19 protein-coding genes are annotated in these 19137 nt (G+C 39.3%); 14 read left to right on the top strand and 5 right to left on the bottom strand.

Annotated features, from left to right (window positions below; all coding sequences use genetic code 11):
* The 3 genes from ERX37_RS11740 to nhaC all read left to right on the top strand — a co-directional run.
* The coding region (locus tag ERX37_RS11740) for a collagen-flanked surface repeat-containing protein (protein WP_133430681.1) at positions 1–2983 on the top strand (2983 nt) is incomplete at its 5' end.
* Between the two features lie 260 nt (positions 2984–3243).
* The gene (locus ERX37_RS10755; protein ID WP_133430680.1) at positions 3244–3609 is read left to right on the top strand and encodes a transcriptional regulator, SarA/Rot family; all 366 of its coding nucleotides are present in this window, start codon (positions 3244–3246) and stop codon (positions 3607–3609) included.
* Positions 3610–3734: 125 nt separating this feature from the next.
* Entirely contained in the window at positions 3735–5132 is a 1398-nt protein-coding gene (gene nhaC, locus ERX37_RS10750) for a Na+/H+ antiporter NhaC (RefSeq protein WP_133430685.1), read from the top strand.
* A gap of 31 nt (positions 5133–5163) precedes the next feature.
* On the opposite strand, the gene ERX37_RS11480 is transcribed toward nhaC, so the two are convergent.
* On the bottom strand, positions 5164–5322 hold the full coding sequence (locus ERX37_RS11480) for a hypothetical protein (RefSeq protein ID WP_165982042.1): 159 nt from the start codon (positions 5320–5322) through the stop codon (positions 5164–5166).
* Between the two features lie 133 nt (positions 5323–5455).
* Between ERX37_RS11480 and ERX37_RS10745 the strand changes: the two genes are divergently transcribed.
* Positions 5456–6388, top strand: a complete 933-nt coding sequence (locus tag ERX37_RS10745; protein WP_133430679.1) for an LCP family glycopolymer transferase — start codon at positions 5456–5458, stop codon at positions 6386–6388.
* 34 nt (positions 6389–6422) lie between these two features.
* On the opposite strand, the gene ERX37_RS10740 is transcribed toward ERX37_RS10745, so the two are convergent.
* Positions 6423–7103 (bottom strand): hypothetical protein, encoded by a 681-nt coding sequence (locus ERX37_RS10740; protein ID WP_133430678.1) that lies wholly within the window; start codon positions 7101–7103, stop codon positions 6423–6425.
* Positions 7104–7183: 80 nt separating this feature from the next.
* Between ERX37_RS10740 and ERX37_RS10735 the strand changes: the two genes are divergently transcribed.
* The 9 genes from ERX37_RS10735 to ERX37_RS10695 all read left to right on the top strand — a co-directional run bounded on the left by ERX37_RS10735 (position 7184) and on the right by ERX37_RS10695 (position 15107).
* Positions 7184–7651 carry a Dps family protein gene (locus tag ERX37_RS10735; protein WP_133430677.1) on the top strand — a complete coding sequence of 156 codons (468 nt, stop codon included), beginning with the start codon at positions 7184–7186 and terminating at the stop codon, positions 7649–7651.
* A 97-nt stretch (positions 7652–7748) separates the two neighbouring features.
* Positions 7749–8411 carry a deoxyribose-phosphate aldolase gene (deoC, locus tag ERX37_RS10730; protein ID WP_133430676.1) on the top strand — a complete coding sequence of 221 codons (663 nt, stop codon included), beginning with the start codon at positions 7749–7751 and terminating at the stop codon, positions 8409–8411.
* Between the two features lie 18 nt (positions 8412–8429).
* Positions 8430–9731, top strand: a complete 1302-nt coding sequence (locus ERX37_RS10725; RefSeq protein ID WP_133430675.1) for a pyrimidine-nucleoside phosphorylase — start codon at positions 8430–8432, stop codon at positions 9729–9731.
* Positions 9732–9742: 11 nt separating this feature from the next.
* Positions 9743–10915, top strand: a complete 1173-nt coding sequence (deoB, locus tag ERX37_RS10720; protein WP_133430674.1) for a phosphopentomutase — start codon at positions 9743–9745, stop codon at positions 10913–10915.
* Complete coding sequence (locus ERX37_RS10715) at positions 10908–11255, top strand: DoxX family protein (protein ID WP_133430673.1); 348 nt, start codon at positions 10908–10910, stop codon at positions 11253–11255. Before deoB ends, ERX37_RS10715 begins: the two co-directional genes overlap by 8 nt.
* A 125-nt stretch (positions 11256–11380) precedes the next feature.
* Positions 11381–11941, top strand: coding sequence for a hypothetical protein (locus ERX37_RS10710; protein ID WP_133430672.1), 561 nt, complete (start codon positions 11381–11383; stop codon positions 11939–11941).
* A 98-nt stretch (positions 11942–12039) separates the two neighbouring features.
* A complete protein-coding gene (locus ERX37_RS10705; protein ID WP_133430671.1) occupies positions 12040–13362 on the top strand; it encodes an ABC transporter substrate-binding protein in 1323 nt (440 codons plus the stop codon).
* A gap of 9 nt (positions 13363–13371) precedes the next feature.
* Positions 13372–14271, top strand: a complete 900-nt coding sequence (locus ERX37_RS10700) for a carbohydrate ABC transporter permease (protein ID WP_133430670.1) — start codon at positions 13372–13374, stop codon at positions 14269–14271.
* Positions 14268–15107, top strand: a complete 840-nt coding sequence (locus tag ERX37_RS10695) for a carbohydrate ABC transporter permease (RefSeq protein ID WP_133430669.1) — start codon at positions 14268–14270, stop codon at positions 15105–15107. Before ERX37_RS10700 ends, ERX37_RS10695 begins: the two co-directional genes overlap by 4 nt.
* Positions 15108–15251: 144 nt before the next feature.
* Here the strand turns inward: ERX37_RS10695 and ERX37_RS10690 are convergent, their stop codons facing one another.
* Genes ERX37_RS10690 through ERX37_RS11745 form a run of 3 tightly spaced genes read right to left on the bottom strand, consistent with a single transcriptional unit; the run spans position 15252 to position 18416 of the window.
* Positions 15252–15725: an S-ribosylhomocysteine lyase gene (locus ERX37_RS10690; RefSeq protein WP_133430668.1), complete on the bottom strand. Its 474-nt coding sequence runs from the start codon at positions 15723–15725 to the stop codon at positions 15252–15254.
* Between the two features lie 16 nt (positions 15726–15741).
* A complete protein-coding gene (locus ERX37_RS10685; protein ID WP_133430667.1) occupies positions 15742–16893 on the bottom strand; it encodes a bifunctional cystathionine gamma-lyase/homocysteine desulfhydrase in 1152 nt (383 codons plus the stop codon).
* Positions 16893–18416: a pyridoxal-phosphate dependent enzyme gene (locus ERX37_RS11745; RefSeq protein WP_133430666.1), complete on the bottom strand. Its 1524-nt coding sequence runs from the start codon at positions 18414–18416 to the stop codon at positions 16893–16895. The genes ERX37_RS10685 and ERX37_RS11745 overlap by 1 nt, the downstream gene beginning before the upstream one ends.
* Before the next feature lie 160 nt (positions 18417–18576).
* On the opposite strand from ERX37_RS11745, the gene ERX37_RS10675 reads away from it, so the two are divergent.
* Positions 18577–19128: a GrpB family protein gene (locus ERX37_RS10675; protein ID WP_133430665.1), complete on the top strand. Its 552-nt coding sequence runs from the start codon at positions 18577–18579 to the stop codon at positions 19126–19128.
* Positions 19129–19137 lie beyond the last annotated feature (9 nt).

The following is a 19137-nucleotide window of genomic DNA, read 5'->3' as shown; positions in this document are numbered from 1 at the left end:
ATCACCAACGGCGACAGTAGTCGACAACGGCGACGGCACGCACACAGTGACGATCACAAATCCAGACGGCACAACAACGACGACAGTCATCAAAGATGGTGTTGACGGAGTAGACGGTAAAGATGGTCGTTCAATTACTGCTTCTACTGAACCGGGTGTAGGACCAAATGGTGAAGCTGGTTCATGGTTAATCATCTACGAAGTAAACCCTGATGGAAGTCAAGGAGCTATCATAGATCGTCAATTTATCGCTGATGGTAAAGACGGTGTCGATGGGAAAACACCTACTGTTGAAACAACAAATGTTATCGATGCAAATGGTAATATCGTAGGCGTTAAAATCATTGTTCGTGATGGTGCTGGTCATATTGTAGGTGAGAACTATATCTATAATGGTAAAGATGGCTTGAATGGTACGAATGGTGTTGACGGTAAAGACGGCGTCGATGGCAAAGATGGTAAATTAATTACTGTTGAAGTAATTAATATCCGTGATGCTAAAGGCAATGTCATCGGTCAGGAAATCATTTTCCGTGATGCTGCAACTGGTGTAGAACTTGATCGTGGTCAAGTTTACAACGGAGCAAATGGAGTAGACGGTAAAGATGGTAAATCTCCTATTATTGAAACAACAAACGTATTAGATAAAGATGGCAATGTTATCGGAGTTCATGTGTTAGTTAAAGATGGAGATGGTCATGTTATCGGTGATCACATTATCTACAACGGAACAGATGGTAAAGATGGTGTTGATGGTAAAATGCCAACTATCGAATCTACTAATGTAGTCGATAAAGATGGCAATATCATCGGTGTTCGTATCATCATCAAAGATGGCGACGGTAAAGTGACTGGAGATCATATCGTTTATAACGGTACTGATGGCAAAGATGGACAATCTGTAACTGTTGAAGTTAGAGATGTTCTTGATGCAAACGGTAAAGTCATCGGTCAAGAAATCATCTTCCGCGATAAAATAACAGGTGTTGAGATTGATAGAGGTATTATCTATAACGGCACAAATGGTACTGATGGTAAAGATGGTGTTGATGGTAAAGATGGTGAAACTGTAATCGTTGGCGGCGGAGATGTTGATATCGATATCGACAATGAAAACAACAATAATAACGTCAATATCAACGTAGTTGGGGCTTATGTGAATCAAGAAGGACACTTAATCATCCGATTATCAAATGGTACAACGATTGATGCTGGTAATGTTAAAGGTGAAGCAATCACAATCATCAATACGATTGTTGATGCTGATGGAAATACAATCATCAACTTCAGTGACGGTACTTCAATCACTGTTCAAGCTGGTCAAAAAGGCGATGCTGGAACTGATGGTAAGGACGGTAGATCAGTTGTCGATGTAACAATCGATAAAGATGGAAATCTTGTTATTGTTTACAGTGACAAAACAACTGAAGTTATTGGTAAAGTAACAGGTGAAAACGGTACTGATGGTAAAGATGCAATAAGTATCGCATCCACTATCATCGATAGAAATGGACACCTCATCATTACTTATACTGATGGTAAAGTTGTAGATCTTGGAAAAGTAACTGGTCAAGATGGACGTAGTGTGACTAACACCATCGTCAACAATAAAGGTGAACTTATCGTTATCTACAGTGATGGAACAATGGATAACCTGGGTGTTATCGTAGGGCCTAAAGGTGAAGATGGTAAGTCCGCTTATCAAATCTGGCTTGACCAAGGTAACAAAGGTACAATTATCGACTTCCTTGAATCATTAAAAGGACAAGACGGTAAAGATGGACAGGATGGTAAAGGTATTATAAACATCACTGTTAACCAGAATGGCGACCTTGTTATCAATTACACAGATAATAGCTCTCAAGTAATTAATAATTACATCACAAATAACAATAAAGGCATTCAAGATGCTAAGATTGATAAAGATGGTAACTTAATCATCACATTGATTGATGGTACAGTGATTAATGCAGGTGCTGTTAATATCACAAATAACTACATTGATGAAAACGGACAGGACATTGTACATGTTGCTAATGTCTACATCAATGAAAAAGGTGAACTTGTGATTGTCTATAGTAACTACACAGTAGTTAACTTAGGTCAGATCTGTGGATGTGGCGATGATTCAGAACCAGGTAAAGAAGACGGAGAGACACCGACGACTAACCCAGGTAAAGAAGACGGAGAGACACCGACGACTAACCCAGGTAAAGAAGACGGAGAGACACCGACGACTAACCCAGGTAAAGAAGACGGAGAGACACCGACAACTAAACCAGGTAAAGAAGACGGGGAGACACCGACAACTAAACCGGGTAAAGAAGACGGAGAGACACCGACAACTAAACCGGGTAAAGAAGACGGAGAGACACCGACAACTAAACCAGGTAAAGAAGAAGGAGAGACACCGACAACTAAACCAGGTAAAGAAGACGGAGAGACACCGACAACTAAACCAGGTAAAGAAGACGGAGAGACACCGACAACTAAACCGGGTAAAGGAGACGGAGAGACACCGACAACTAAACCGGGTAAAGGAGACGGAGAGACACCGACAACTAAACCGGGTAAAGAAGACGGAGAGACACCGACAACTAAACCGGGTAAAGAAGACGGAGAGACACCGACGACTAACCCAGGTAAAGAAAATCATAACCAGTCAGTAGTTCCAACAGAACCATCTACCTCAGTTCCTGGTAACCATACATCAGAACAACCAGTCAATTTAGATCAATTTGTACCTGTAAACAGTACAGAAGAATCAACGAGTCCACTTGTAAAACCATTGCCGACTCATATGAGCAATAATACAAGTGAGAAAAAATCACCTGTCTATCAGGAGTACAAAGAAGAGAAAGTCAATGAACTTCCAGATACAGGTGAAATTCAAGGTTCAGGTTTAGCTTCTGCAGCAATTGCTGGAGCAGGTGCATTGTTCTTATATAGTTCTCGTCGTAGAAAAGAAACAGAAAATCATTAGAAAAGAGTGATGTTCATGACTGAAGAGAAAAAAGGCTCAATTTCGGGTACTGTTAAAAGTATCAGTAATGAAACAGCTGAACAGTTAAAATCAAAGAAGAACAAAGAAAAGAAAGAAAGTAAATAAGCAGTATTTAAGCACAGGACATTTGTCCTGTGCTTTTTTGATTGAAAAAGATACACTTTCTTGTCAATATAGTTTAATATATATGAGTAGTACATATAGATGACTGAAAATGTATTTTGAAAGTAGGGAGTTTAATGGCAATTAAGAAAGCCACTGAAAAGGGTCTTGTATTCTTTAAAGAAGTTAATAAAATCAGAACTATACTTGATGAATTTTTGGAAGAAGATCAATTGAATATTTATGATATTGAATTACTTTTTATCATCTGTCAAAATGAGCAAATTGAGTTACGTTCTATTATTCAGCAGCAGTTGATTAAGACGAATCAGATTAATAGATCGGTAAAAAAACTATTTGAAATGAAACTGATTGATAAAAAACGTTTGCCAGAAGATGAGCGAACAGTCCGTTTATATATTAAGGCTTCTAACCGAGATAAAGTAGAAGCACTACTCATCAATTTCAGTAATAGAATTTCTGAAGCTGGTTTAGTAAATTAAAGAAAATAATTTTTAAATAATTTTATTTATAAAAATGTAGCTATTTTCATCATTCTTATTTAAAATTGAAATGTAAGCGATTTCATTAAGGGGTGAAATAGGTGAATGATTTTAACACAAAGGAAATGAGTATTGGATGGGCTTTACTCCCACTTGTCTTCATGATTGTCAGTATGTTTGGTGCGGTTTATTTTTTTGAACTAGCTCCGCACATTCCTTTGATGATTGGTACAGCTATTGCGGCACTTGTTGCTTATCACCATGGATTCAGCTGGGAAGAAATAGAAGAAATGATGTATAAGGGAATCAAGCTTGCACTTCCAGCTATTATCATCATTATTCTAGTGGGACTTGTAATCGGGGCATGGATTGGTGGCGGAGTTGTTGCGACTATGATTTATTATGGACTTAAAATCATTACACCTTCTTTGTTTCTAGTCACCATATGTGTGATTTGTGGTATTGTTGCTCTCGCAATTGGATCTTCATGGTCTACGATGGCTACAGTAGGTGTGGCAGGTATGGGGATTGGCTTAAGTATGGATATTCCAGCTGGCATGATTGCTGGAGCAGTAATATCCGGGTCTTACTTTGGGGATAAGATGAGTCCTCTGTCTGATACAACGAATCTCGCAGCAGGTCTGACTGGTACTGATTTATTTGATCATATTAAGCATATGTTTTATACCACTATACCAGGTCTTATTATTGCACTTATCACTTATTTTTTCATTGGCCGTCAGTTCAGTAGTGGACACCTCGATGTTAAAAAAATTGATGCGATCAGTTCAGGCATGACAACACAATTTTATATCACACCATGGCTCTTGCTTATACCGGTAGTGGTAATCTTGCTTGTCGCATTTAAGGTACCTGCTGTACCTGCGCTTGTAGTAGGTATTCTTCTGGGTTTTGCGGCCCAGATTTGGGTGCAGGGAGATTCATTATTTAATGCAGCATCGACTTTACAGCAAGGTTATCAGATGAAATCAGACAATAAGTTGTTAACCGAACTCTTTAATAAGGGCGGGCTTGAATCGATGTTTTTCACGATATCAATGACGATTGTCGCGATGACGTTCGGAGGTATTTTAGAGTATAGCGGTATGTTGACTGCTATTATCAGAGTGATTCTGAAAGTTGCACGTAATACGGGCAGTCTCATTGCAACAACTGTACTGAGCTGTTTTGCCACAAATGCTACGTGTTCAGAACAGTATATTAGTATTGTAGTGCCGAGCCGTATGTATATTAAGGCATATCTTGATAAAGATCTGCATCCTAAGAATTTATCACGTGCTTTAGAAGATGGCGGAACATTGACCAGTGTCTTTATTCCTTGGAATACATGTGGTGTCTTTATTTTAGCTACATTAGGTGTACAGGCTTACGAGTATGGTCCATATGCCATACTGAATTATGTGATTCCATTTATCTCAATTATTTACGGTTATACAGGCTTTAAAATAGTGAAAATGACAGATGAAGAAAAAACATATTATACACAAAAAGCATTGGGTTAGAAGATACAGCGGTTATACAGCTGTATCTTTTTTATTTGAAGTCGGACATCTGTCTGGATTCCATCCCACAATCGAGGCAGATATATAGACCTTGCTGATCGACGATATTGTAATGAGGACAGTTATTTTTATCATTTACGGCTGTATTTTGTGTAGCATGTGCAATTTCATCCGGGGTCATCTGTTCCATTGATATCTCTCCTTTTTATATTTATATCTATTTATACCCTGCTTATAGAATTTCACTTTATTTTCATTTTATTTTCATGCTAGTGTGATAAAGTAGATATAAATAAGTTGTGCAAATTAGAAGAGGTGGAAAAATGAAGAGAAAAGGGTGTTTTGGCTGGTTGGTTGGCATTGCCCTCGTTATCTTGCTGGTTGCAGGAGGATTATTCGGCTATGCGTATTTCAAAGTAAAGGGAACAGCAGATTCCATACATGAACCCATTGCAGGACGTGAAAAATCTGATTTAAGAGATAAAGCAGTTGATATAGAGAACAAGGACTCGATATCTGTCGCTTTATTCGGTGTTGATGCAAATGCAACACGCTTATCTGAAGGCGATCATGGTCGTACGGATACCATCATTCTTCTCAGTATTAATCCGAATAATAAGAAGACTGTCATGGTCTCTATTCCACGTGATACGTATAGTGAGATGGTTGGACATGGAACGAATGAAAAGATAGCACATGCCTATGCTTATGGTGGTGCAGAAATGGCAGTAAAATCAGTTGAAAAATTGATGAATGTACCGATTGATTATTATGCTGCAATTAATATGGATGGCATGCAGGAATTAATCGATACAGTAGGCGGCGTAGATGTCACGAGTAATGCGACATTCAGTGCACAAGGCGAAAGTTTCGTTAAAGGCCAGCAAGTTCATCTGGACGGTGAGAAAGCCCTTATCTTCATCAGAAGCCGCAAAGAAGATGGTGCAGGAAACGACTTCGGCCGTCAGGAGCGTCAGCAGATTGTCATTCAAGGTCTTGCTCATAAGTTACTCTCAGCTGAGTCTATCACTAAAGTAGATGGTATACTGCAGGCAGTACAGAAAAATATAGTAACAGATATGTCATTTTCAGATTTGACATCTCTGCAATCTGGTTATTCAAAAACATTGAATAATGTAGAAAAATATCAACTTGAAGGAACGGGACAGACAATGGATGATGGTCTCTGGTACTTCATGGCAGACGATGCAAAGAAAAATGAAATTTCTACTATTTACAAAGAAAACTTAAAATAAAAAAACAGGACTTCCTTTTAAAGGAGGTCCTGTTCTATATCATCTTACGCACAGTCAGCTGATAGATGATATTGATACAAACTGCAGAGAGTAAGATAACAATAAGCGCGAAATGTTGAGGCTGTCCTGTTTCGATGCCATATAAAGTGATGAGCAGCATTGCAGCCGGCAATAAAATATTAACAAGTTTAAAAGCGTTATAAAGACCTGTGAAAATAACGATCATTTCATTTTTACTGAGTGTTTCAATCAGTTTATCATCAAAGTGATCCTCGAAATTGCTGGGCAGATTTCTCTCAGGATAGAGCTTATTGATCATCCCGTAACCATAGTAGCGTAGAAAGATGACAACTAAGAACACGACAACACTGAGTATGCCAAGCCATAGAGGGACTTGATTCAGTGTCACCATTAAGAATGCTGCAAGAGCTACATAGAAAGAAATAATCAAGGCAATGTTCATCAGAGAAAACTTCTTAAATGATTGTCGGTCTTGCTCATAATGTTCAAGGGATGGATTATTATCAACTTTATACGCAGCAGCACTATAAAGATAACCTAATATACCGGCAATCACAGCAAGAACAGTTAAAATGATGACAAATGAATCAGAGTGAAATAAATCATTCGCCGGTATTTTCCAGAATCGCATAGTAAAAATAACGATAGCTGCTACAATGACGCAAATAACAGGAACTAAATATTTTTTCGACATAAATTTCTCCTTTTAAATGTAGTATACCCAATAAAAAAGGGTAAAGACATAATAACAATAAATTATGGAGGATGATTAATATGGCTAACACTAAAAAAGCTTCAACAAGTAAAGAGAATAAAGTGGTATCAGCTCTTAATCAGCAAGTTGTAGATTGGACAGTCCTTTATACAAAACTTCACAACTATCACTGGTACGTTAAAGGACCTACCTTCTTTGCTTTACATGAAAAGTTTGAAGAACTTTACAATCAAGCGGGTACATATATAGATGAACTTGCAGAACGTATTTTAGCGATTGGTGGACATCCGGTTGCAACGCTTAAAGAAGCACTTGAATTATCGGTCATCAAAGAAGCTAAGAAAAATCTGAGTGCCGAAGAAATGGTGAGCGATTTAGCAAAAGACTTTGACAAACTGATTGCTCAGTTAAAAGAAAGCCAGGAAACTGCTGAAGCTGCTGGTGACGAAATGACAGCTGATATGTTCCTCGGTATGATTACAGACCTTGAGAAACATAACTGGATGCTAAAATCATATTTAGGATAATAAACGTTTAAGGTATACAGCTTGCTGTATGCCTTTTTTTGTTTATATGAAGTTGAAGCGGTATAATAAAAGTAAATCATACTTAGGAGGTTTCATCATGGAACTAGCAAAATATATTGATCATACATTATTGAAAGCAGAATCAACGACAGCACAAATCGATAAATTGGTTGCTGAAGCAAAGGAGTACCAATTTAAAAGTGTCTGTGTCAATCCAGCATATGTTCAGTATTGTGCGGAACGATTAAAAGGAACTGATGTACTGGTGTGTACAGTAATCGGCTTTCCACTGGGCGCAACTACAACAGCTGTAAAAGCATTTGAGACGACAGATGCCATTGAAAATGGAGCAGGCGAAGTAGATATGGTGATTAATATTGGTGCGCTTAAAGAGGGCAATGATGACTATGTCTATCAGGATATAAAAGCAGTGGTGGATGCTGCAGCAGGTGTTACAACAAAAGTCATCATTGAAACAAGTCTACTGACAGATGAGGAAAAATGTCGTGCATGTGAACTGGCGAAAAAAGCAGGTGCTTCTTTTGTCAAAACATCAACAGGTTTCTCAACAGGTGGTGCTACAGTAGAAGATGTAAAATTAATGCGCGACACAATAGGACCTGATATGGGCGTCAAAGCATCAGGCGGTGTTCGTTCATTGCAGGATGTAGAAGGTATGATAGAAGCAGGTGCAACACGTATCGGTGCAAGTGCTGGTGTTGATATTCTAAAAGGACAGCAGTCTACAGAAGATTATTAAACTAAGGAGGTCTTCATGATGAGAATGGTCGATGTTATTGCAAAAAAACGAGATGGCGGCAAGCTGACAGCTGAGGAGATTAAGTTTTTTATCCAAGGATATACTCGTGGAGCAATTCCGGATTATCAGGCATCAAGCCTGGCTATGGCTATTTATTTTCAGGATATGGATGATGATGAGCGTGCCGACTTGACGATGGCAATGGTTGAAAGTGGCGATCAGATCGACTTAAGTGAAATTGAAGGAATTAAAGTTGATAAGCATTCAACAGGTGGTGTAGGAGATACGACAACCCTCGTACTTGCACCTTTAGTTGCAGCACTTGATATTCCTGTAGCTAAGATGAGTGGTCGTGGACTAGGTCACACTGGCGGTACAATTGATAAATTGGAAGCAGTAGAAGGGTTTCATGTTGAAATTTCAGATGAAGAGTTCGTTCGTCTTGTGAATGAAGATAAAGTGGCAGTAATCGGACAGACGGGCAACTTAACGCCAGCTGACAAGAAGCTGTATGCACTACGTGACGTTACAGGTACAGTAAATAGTATTCCTTTGATTGCATCCAGTATTATGAGTAAAAAAATAGCTGCAGGCTCAGATGCAATTGTACTGGATGTCAAGACGGGTGCAGGTGCCTTTATGAAAACGGATGAAGAAGCGGAGAAGCTTGCACATGCAATGGTTAAAATTGGTAACAATGTGGGCCGTCGTACAATGGCGATTATCTCTGATATGAGTCAACCGTTAGGCTATGCAATTGGTAATGCACTCGAAGTCAAGGAAGCGATTGAGACGCTACGTGGTGAAGGACCTGAAGATTTAACGGAACTTGTATTAACGCTAGGCAGTCAGATGGTTGTATTAGGTGGCGGTGCTAAAACGCTTGAGGAAGCACGGGAAAAACTACAAGATGTCATCGATAACGGTCAGGCGCTCGAGAAATTCCGTACTTTCCTGACCAATCAGGGAGGCAATGGAGATGTGGTAGATGATGTAACGTTATTACCACAAGCTTCATATAAGATTGAAGTACCTGCAAGACAGACGGGTACTGTCAGCAGTATAGTGGCTGATGAAATTGGTATTGCGTCTATGCTTCTCGGAGCAGGTCGCGCAACAAAAGAGGATGTTATCGATCTTGCAGTTGGGCTTATGCTTCGTAAAAAGGTGGGTGACAAAGTCGAAGAAGGTGAGTCACTTGTTACGATTTACGCTAACCGCGAAGATGTAGAAGAAGTAAAAAATAAAATTTATGACAATATTGAAATCAGTGATGCAGCACAAGCGCCCAAATTGATTCATACAATCATTACAGAATAGGAGCAGATAATATGTTCAAACGTATTCACCTTATCGTCATGGATTCGGTTGGTATCGGTGAAGCACCTGATGCCGACAAGTTTGGTGATAGTGGCAGCCATACTTTAAAACACACACTGGAAGGCTTCGAGGAAACTCTTCCGAACCTGGAACGACTAGGACTTGGTAATATCGCTGGTTTACCTGTTGTAAAACCTGTTTCAGAGCCGCTTGCTTTTTATACAAAACTGAGTGAAGCATCTGTCGGTAAGGATACGATGACAGGACACTGGGAGATTATGGGACTGAATATCGATCAGCCATTTAAAGTATATCCAGACGGTTTCCCGGATGCGCTCATCAAAGAAATTGAATCACTTTCAGGCCGTAAAGTAGTCGCAAATAAACCTGCATCAGGTACAGCTATCATTGACGAGTACGGAGCGCATCAGATGGAGACAGGAGACCTTATCGTCTATACATCTGCAGACCCGGTGCTACAGATTGCAGCGCATGAAGATATTATACCGCTTGAAGAACTGTATGATATCTGTGAAAAAGTAAGGGACTTAACGAGAGATCCCAAATATTTAATCGGCCGTATTATCGCACGTCCGTATCTAGGAGAACCCGGACATTTTACCCGAACTTCTAACCGTCATGACTATGCCCTGAAACCATTTGGACGTACTGTCATGAATGAATTGCAGGATGCAGGGAAAGATGTCATTGCAATCGGCAAAATCAATGATATTTATGACGGGGAAGGTGTCACGGAGTCTATCCGCACGAAAGATAATAGTGATGGTATGGATCAGTTGATGAAAGTGGTGGATAAAGACTTCGAAGGACTAAGCTTCCTTAATTTAGTTGACTTTGACGCATTATTTGGTCATCGTCGTAATAAAGAAGGTTATGCGAATGCCATTAAGGAATTCGATAATAGACTTGGAGAATTATTGCCACAGCTGCGTCATGATGATTTATTGATTATCACAGCTGACCATGGCAATGATCCGACGGCACCTGGGACTGACCATACTAGGGAATATGTGCCACTTCTGATGTACAGTCCGGCTTTAGGTAAAGGACGTGAACTGGAAGGACATTCTACTTTTGCTTCAATTGGTGCGACTGTTGCCGATAATTTTGATGTCAATCTGCCATCATTCGGAACTAGTTACTTAGGTGAATTGCATGATTAGACGACTTCTATATGGCACAGTTTATGCAACCGCGGGAGTATTACATTTTCTGCACGAATCCTCTTTTAGAAAAATAATGCCACCGCAGCTTCCGTTTAAAAAGGAAATTGTATATGTGACAGGTGTAATGGAGATATTCTTCGGTCTATACATGTTGCTGAAAAAACCAGGTAAGTGGTTTAAAACGCTGCTTAAATTATTCTTGGTAGCTGTATTTCCTGCCAATGTCTATATGGCGCTGAAAAAAATTGATTTACGTGGTAAACAATTACCAACTCCCTTGTTATGGGCTAGATTACCGCTACAATGGTTTTTAATTAAAGAGACTGATAAATTATAATGATTAACCTCTGGTCAGGATCCAGGGGTTTTTATTTCCTGTAGAGGTTACAGTAAAGGAGAGAATTAATGAATGGAAATGAGTGAAAAGGGTATAGGTGTATAAAAAGGAAAAGAGGAATTAATATGAGCTGTCCCTATCATTATGAAGAAAAGAAAAAATCAAAGCTACCCCTCATAGCAGGTTTAGCTGTTGGCGCCGTATCTATCGGTTATACATTGTTCAAACAACAATCAGCACATAAAGGACAGGATGAGATGAAATCATTTAACAAAAAAGTCGGTCATGAATTTTATATGCCTCACTTCATGGTAAAAAATGTACGCCTGGAGACTGCAGAGACAACATTAACTGTTAATGTCGATTACCGTATTAATAAAGTTCTGAATGATTATCTGGTTAACAATCGTCCAGATTATTATTTTAAACTTATATTACCTGAGCAATATCAGTCACTATTTGAAGAAAACGAAAGAGTGATTAAAGGAGAAGATCTTGTCGGTGGCGAAGATCGTGCTGATTATACCGTGTCGTTCCAGTTTGAAGCGAAACCACAGACTAAATCAGATGAAATTAAAGCGATTGAAGTATCAGATAAAATTCAGATGACAATTCTTGATGATGAAAATAATGTCTTGAATGATTTTCCTGACGTTTATAACGCGGCAAATATTATTCGTTATTAAAAAAGTAGCAATTTGCTACTTTTTTTATATACATTTATAAGTATAGGGCATGTAAGTGGTATAATAACACTGTAAGTAAAATAAGAGGGGGTACGTTAATGAAAAGAGTAGTTGTGCTTGTATTAATGTTAGGGCTTATTTTAGCAGGGTGTGGAGGTCTCTTACCAAAAGGAGATAGCAGTAATTCTACACAAGACGATAATGGAAAAAATAAAGAAGGTAAAACGGAAATTAAATTCTGGTCATTCTGGGGATCTGATCCAAGAAAAGCGACAATCAATAAGATTATTGATGACTATAACAAGTCTCAGGATAAAGTGGTGGTTAAATACACTTATCTGCCTTGGGGAGATATCTGGACTAAAAATCTAGCGGCCGTTGCAGCAGGTAATCCCGCTGACGTCGTTATCAATGATATTAATTCTACAGCTTTACGTGGACTTAAAAACCAAGCTGAGGATATCACTGACTTAGCTCAGAAGGATAACTTAGAAGGTCAATTTTCAAAAGAACTTTGGCAGGCATCTCAGCATGAAGGTAAGGTTTATGGTATTCCTTTCAACACTGATACTCGTATTTTATTCTATAACAAAGATGCGTTTAAAGAAGCAGGACTCGATCCGAATAAGCCGCCTGAAACATGGGAAGAACTTGAGAAATATGCAACTATGCTCGATAAGAAAAAGGGAGACACTTATGAGCGTATTGGTTTCTATCCGCTTTTTGGTGTCGGCCCTGATATTTGGCTGATGAATAAAAAACATCAGAACTATATTGACGATGAAGGTAAAGTTACATTAAATACACAGGAAAATATCAATACGATGAACTGGTTGAAGAAATGGCAGGATAAGTATGGAACTGATGTCCTCCAGAAATATCAGGCAAAGTTTGACAGTCAGCAAGGTAATCCGTTTTTTGATGGTTCCGTTGCAATGATTGTCAAAGATCAAAGTTTTGCGACGCAGCTTGATGATTTTGCAAAGGATATTGATTACGGTGTAGTGGAATTACCGGCAGCTACTCAAGGCGAGGAACAGACGAGCTGGGGTGGTGGTTTCGTTGCAGAAGTGCCTAAAGGCTCAAAACATAAAGAAGAAGCTTATGATTTTATTAAATATTTAACAAATGAACAGAACCAGAAACTATGGGCTGAAGAAACCTTTGATCTTGTAGCGAATGAAAAAGCGGCCGAAGCAGCAGGTAAGAATTTAACAGGTAACAAGCAACAGGCATATCAGACAGCAGTTGATAATATGAAGCAGACTATTCTGACACCTGTGCCAGTAGATGCGCCTGAATACTTTAATTTAGTCAATCCACAGCTCGATAATATTATGCAAGGTAAGAAGTCTCCTGAAGAAGGGCTTGAGAAGGCCCAAAAAGATGTAGAAAAACTGGTTGAACAGAACAGAAAATAGGAGGTAGCCATGAACAAGAAATATAAAGACAATCTAGCAGGCTATTTCTTTATTTCACCTTGGATATTCGGTTTCCTAGTGTTTACACTAGGACCGATTCTTTTTTCATTGTATGCCAGTTTCACAAATTACAATATTACCTCTCAGATGGATTTCATTGGTCTAGATAATTATTCCCGTCTTTTTAAAGAGGATGAATTATTTTATACTTCTATGATGAATACGCTCTATTTTGTTCTTTTTTCAGTACCACTGACGACCATTGGAGCCATTCTTTTATCGTTGATGCTGAATCAGGATGTACCAGGTATGCGTGTTTTCAGGACCATCTATTATCTGCCAGCTGTATTGTCGGGTGTAGGGGTTTATCTTCTATGGATGCAGTTACTTGATCCTTCGACAGGTCTTGTTAATACAGTACTCAGTTTTTTCGGTATCGATGGACCGAACTGGCTGCTTGACCCAGCATGGACTAAGCCTTCACTGATATTTATGAAGTTGTGGAGTGTAGGGGGGAGTATGCTCCTTTACCTCGCAAGCCTTCAAGGGGTTTCGAAGTCTTTATATGAAGCAGCCGATATTGATGGAGCCAATCGCTTTCAGAAGTTCCGTCATATTACATTACCGATGATTACACCTATTATCTTCTTTGATATTATCACTAGTACAATTGGTGCCTTCCAGATCTTTCAGGAAGCATATGTCATGAGTAGTGACGGTGCAGGGTCACCAAGTAACTCACTTCTCTTCTATAACCTTTATATGTGGATTAAGGCATTCAGAGCTTTTGATATGGGTTATGCGATGGCCATGAGCTGGATTCTATTTGTTATTGTACTGATTATCACCATTATTAACTTGAAGCTGGCTCCGCGCTGGGTTCATTATGAAGGAGGCGACCAGTCATGAGAAATCAAGTACATCCGATGTGGCGCTGGATTAATGTTATTCTCCTTGCAGCAGGGTCGCTTATCATCCTTAGTCCGATCTGGTGGATGATTGCAACGTCTTTGAAATCTATGGAAGAAATAATGGGGACACCCACTTTCATACCGAAAGAATGGCACTTTGAGAACTATATTGAGACGTGGAACGCGGCACCATTCTCTACCTATGCAGTTAATTCGTTGACCATTACAATCATTGCAGTTATTGCGAATGTCTTCGTCAATGCTTTTATCGCCTATGGTTTTGCAAAACTTGATTTTAGAGGTAAGAAGCTCTGGTTTTTGATCGTACTCGGCACGATGATGATACCAGGCTTTGTAACATTGATTCCGCAGTATGTATTGTTTGCGAAATTACATCTGCTGAATACCTATTATCCATTAATATTGCCGGCATTTTTTGGTAGTGCGTTCAATATCTTTTTACTTCGCCAGTTTTTTATGGGTATTCCGACATCCTATATCGAAGCAGCACGTATGGAAGGCGCGAGTCATTTTTATATTTTTCGTAAAATCGGGCTGCCGCTTGTCACGCCGGCACTTGCAACAGTTGCTATTTTTACGTTCAATGGGGTATGGAATGATTTCTTAGGTCCATTACTTTATATTAATGACGAGAATTTATACACCTTGCAGATCGGTTTACAGGTCTTCAAGGAACGAAGCTCTACCCAGTGGAATTATATGATGGCAGGCTCACTGATGGTTCTTTTACCTGTCATTATACTCTTCTTCTCATTCCAGCGTTACTTTATCGAAGGTTCAAATATTACCGGACAGACATCTGCAGATAAATAAAAAATGAGATGTAAGTAACTCAAAAAATAATAAAAGCGATAGAATCAGAAGATTTCTTTCTGATTTTATCGCTTTTTATCTGCTTTTATTATAAACGACGTTTTCTGCTCAACTTCTGCTCAATTGCTTTTTAAATCGCGTTTATTATTCAGCGTCTGCCTGATAAATGATATTCCATTCATCTTTCTTTGAAAGCATTTCTTCAGCTAATGCTTGAGCACCTTCAAGTGAATGACTCGCTGCCCAGCCGCACTGAACTTCATTACATGCTGGAACTTCAGTTGCATGCTTGACATCATTCAGCGTTTTTTCGAGGATGCTAAGCACATCTTCGTAGTTATCATGGTTAATTAAGCTTAAGTAGAAACCTGTCTGGCAGCCCATCGGTGATACATCAACCACTTTATCAGTATGGTTACGAATATTTTCGGCCATTAAATGTTCGATTGAGTGAAGGGCAGGCATCTCCATATGTTCTTTATTCGGCTGTTTGAAGCGAATATCATATTTATGAATGACATCACCATTCTGTCCTTCTTTAATACCTGCTAAACGTACGAATGGTGCAGCGACTTTTGTGTGGTCCAGATTAAAACTTTCAACGTTCATCTTTTTCATTTTATTTTCTCCTCACTTAAATAGATTCGATGGCTTTAAAACCATTTTTCAGATCCTCGAGTAGATCTTCGCTATCTTCAATACCCACTGAAATACGAACTAATCCATCTGTGATACCCAGTTCCAGACGACGTTCACGTGGAATAGAGGCATGTGTCATCTGACTTGGCACTGAAATCAGACTTTCAACAGCACCGAGTGATTCTGCAAGGGTAAAATATTTCAGTGATTTCACAAGTGCTTCGGCACGTTCTTTAGAACCAACATCGAATGAAATCATACCACCGAATCCTGTTGCCTGACGTTTCTGAGCATCAAGTTGTTTACCTTCAAGTAAGCTTGGGTGAAAGACTTTAGTGACTGTATCATTGTTGACTAAGTAATCCACTAGCTGCAATGTCGTTTTCTCTGTCTGTTCCATACGCAGCGCGAGTGTCTTGATGCCTCGGACAAGCAGGAAGCTATCCTGAGGTCCTAAAATACCTCCTACTGAGTTCTGGATGAAGCCTAAATCCTCAGCGATTTTATCATCTTTAGTAACGAGCAGACCTGCTACGACATCACTATGTCCACCAATATATTTAGTGGCTGAATGCAGGACGATATCTGCTCCCATATCAAGAGGGTTCTGATAATAAGGTGTCATAAATGTGTTATCGACGACTGATATTAACTGATGTTCTTTGGCAATAGCAGCCATTTCTTCGATGTCTGTTACGCTAAGCAGTGGATTAGTAGGTGTTTCGATATAGAGCATCTTCGTCTGATCAGTAATAGCTGCACGTACAGCTTCAGCGTCTGTTGTATCAACGAATGACGACTTAATACCGATACGATCAAATACTTTTGTGAATACACGGTATGTTCCACCGTACACATCTGAACCTACAACGATATGATCACCTGCACTGAGGAGCATAACTGCTGCTGAAACTGCTGCCATACCAGAACCGAATGCGAAACCATGTGTGCCGTGTTCGATATCAGCAATCAGTGTTTCTAGTGCTGAACGTGTCGGGTTTTTTGTACGTGAATATTCATAGCCTTGACGTAGATTACCGATGCCATCCTGTTTATAAGTACTAGTCTGATAAATCGGTGCATTAACTGAGCCTGTAAATTCATCGACAGTACGACCGCCGTGAATCATCATTGTTTTTTTCTGCATTATAGTTCTCCTTTAGATTTAAATATTTGTTGTGAGATATATCGGTCACTCGCATCTGGAAAGATGACGACGATATTGCCTTGAACGTGTTTTGCCTGATGGAGTGCTGCAGCCATTGCTGCCCCTGACGAGCTGCCAACTAACAAACCTTCTTTAGCAGCTAGTTCTTTTACCATATGGAATGCGTCATCATCAGAAATCGTCTCTATACTATCAATTAAATCATGTTTTAAGAATGGGGGCCAGACTTCGACACCAATCCCTTCAGTGCGGTGAGAACCACTCGGTCCACCGTTTAGAATTGAGCCTTCGGGTTCAACGATAACAGTTCTGGTTCCTTCAGGTTTCATGCGTTCGGCAAGGCCTGTAAATGTTCCGGCACTTCCGGCACCTGCTACTATCATCTGAATGCTGCCGAGTTCATTTTTAAGCTCTTGATAGAGTGAATCATAGCTTGCAGGATTATCAGCTGTTTCAAACTGATTAGCATAATAAGCGCCTGTTTTGTCAGCATAATCTTTGGCCTGTCTTCTTGCTTCAACCATTCCGAGAGAAGAATCAGTATGGATGATTTCAGCTCCCAGAGCGCGCATGATTTCCTGTTTCTCGACACTGAACTTTTCAGGAACAAATACTTTAAGTTTCAAATCATATTTTTGACATGCAAGCGCAAGTCCGATACCTGTATTGCCTGCCGTTGCTTCGACCACTTCATTTTGAATCAAGCCCTGCTGGATACCTGTTTCGACAAGATTTTGTCCGAGACGGTCTTTAACGGAGCCACCGAGATTATACATCTCGAGTTTAGCGAACAATCTGACATCTGCTGGTAAGTCAAACTGTGTCAATTCTACAAGAGGAGTAGAGCCAATCAGGTCAGTAGGTTTCTTGAATGTCTTCTTCTTCAGAATTTGAAGGTGAGCGAATGGATTGAACTGAATAGATTCATAGCTGAAGCCATGACGTGCTGCTATACCAGTCATCACTTCTTTTAATGGGTAATATTCAGTTTTCAGGTTATCTACCAGACCGAGATGTCCTTGTTGTGTGTAGGAACGGATGATTTCTTCTTTTTCCTGTTTATTGTTGAAGAGGGTATCCAGTATGATAATCTGGCCATGATCTGACAGTAATGAAGCATATCGACTGATGGCCTTTTCTTTTTCTTCATCAGTCAGATGGTGAAAAGCAAATGAACTGATGATGGTATCAGCTGAATCAGCACTGAAGTTCAGAAAATCACCTTTCTGAAAGGTCAGACCTGTTTTCTTTTCACCGATAATCGTCATTTCCGGACTCGGTTCTATCGCAGTCAACTCGAGATCTTTAGCAAGTAAAAGCAGGGTGAGATTACCTGTCCCAGGACCGAATTCAATCGTTTTTCCGGTTGCTCTTTTTGCCGCCTCTTTTAGCATAAAAGGATAGTTCACAAAAACATCGTGATATTCAGGGTCATGCCCCTCGACTGCCGCATCATAATGATTAGCCCACTCTTTAAAGACATCCATAAATTCAAGACTCAAATTATCCACTCCTAAAAATATTAAACATATCGATTTACTCGGAATAATATTAACATGGCTGATTTAGCATTACAATAAAATAGTTTGTGAAAAAAAGAACAAAATATTATAATATGTAAAAGATTATCATTTACAAGTAGATGATATCAGGAGGTGTCTTATGCGTAGTGTCAAAGTAGTAGCGTATGATAGTATCTGGCAGCATTTATATTTAGATGAAATGAATAAGCTGAAAGAAATATTCAAAGGTCAGATGATAGAGATATTTCACATTGGATCGACTGCCGTACCTGGTCTTGTGTCGAAGCCGATTATTGATATGATGCTCGTCGTAAAAGATATCAGTCAGGTGGACCTGTTGAATGAACCGTTGATTAGACTTGGTTATGAACCTAAAGGTGAAAATGGAATTAAAGGACGTCGATATTTTCAGAAAGGTCAAGATAACCGTTCGCACCATCTGCATATCTATCAGACAGGTGACGAGAATATTAAACGCCATCTGGCATTTCGGGATTACTTGAGAACATTTAGTGGAGAAGCGGAGCGATATGGTCATCTTAAAGCAGAGCTTGCAAAACTATATCTATTTGATATTGATTCTTATATTGCAGGCAAAAATATTTTTGTTCAGGTGATGGAAATCAAAGCACTGGACTGGTATGATGTACAACTAGAAAAAAAAGAACAATTAATCTTAAAGTTTCCTTAAAGTTTCGAT

The organism is Macrococcus hajekii (genome assembly GCF_004359505.1).
Lineage (GTDB): Bacteria > Bacillota > Bacilli > Staphylococcales > Staphylococcaceae > Macrococcus > Macrococcus hajekii.
The sequence above is the reverse complement of the archived record's forward strand: the minus strand, read 5'-3'. Positions and strand labels throughout refer to the sequence as shown.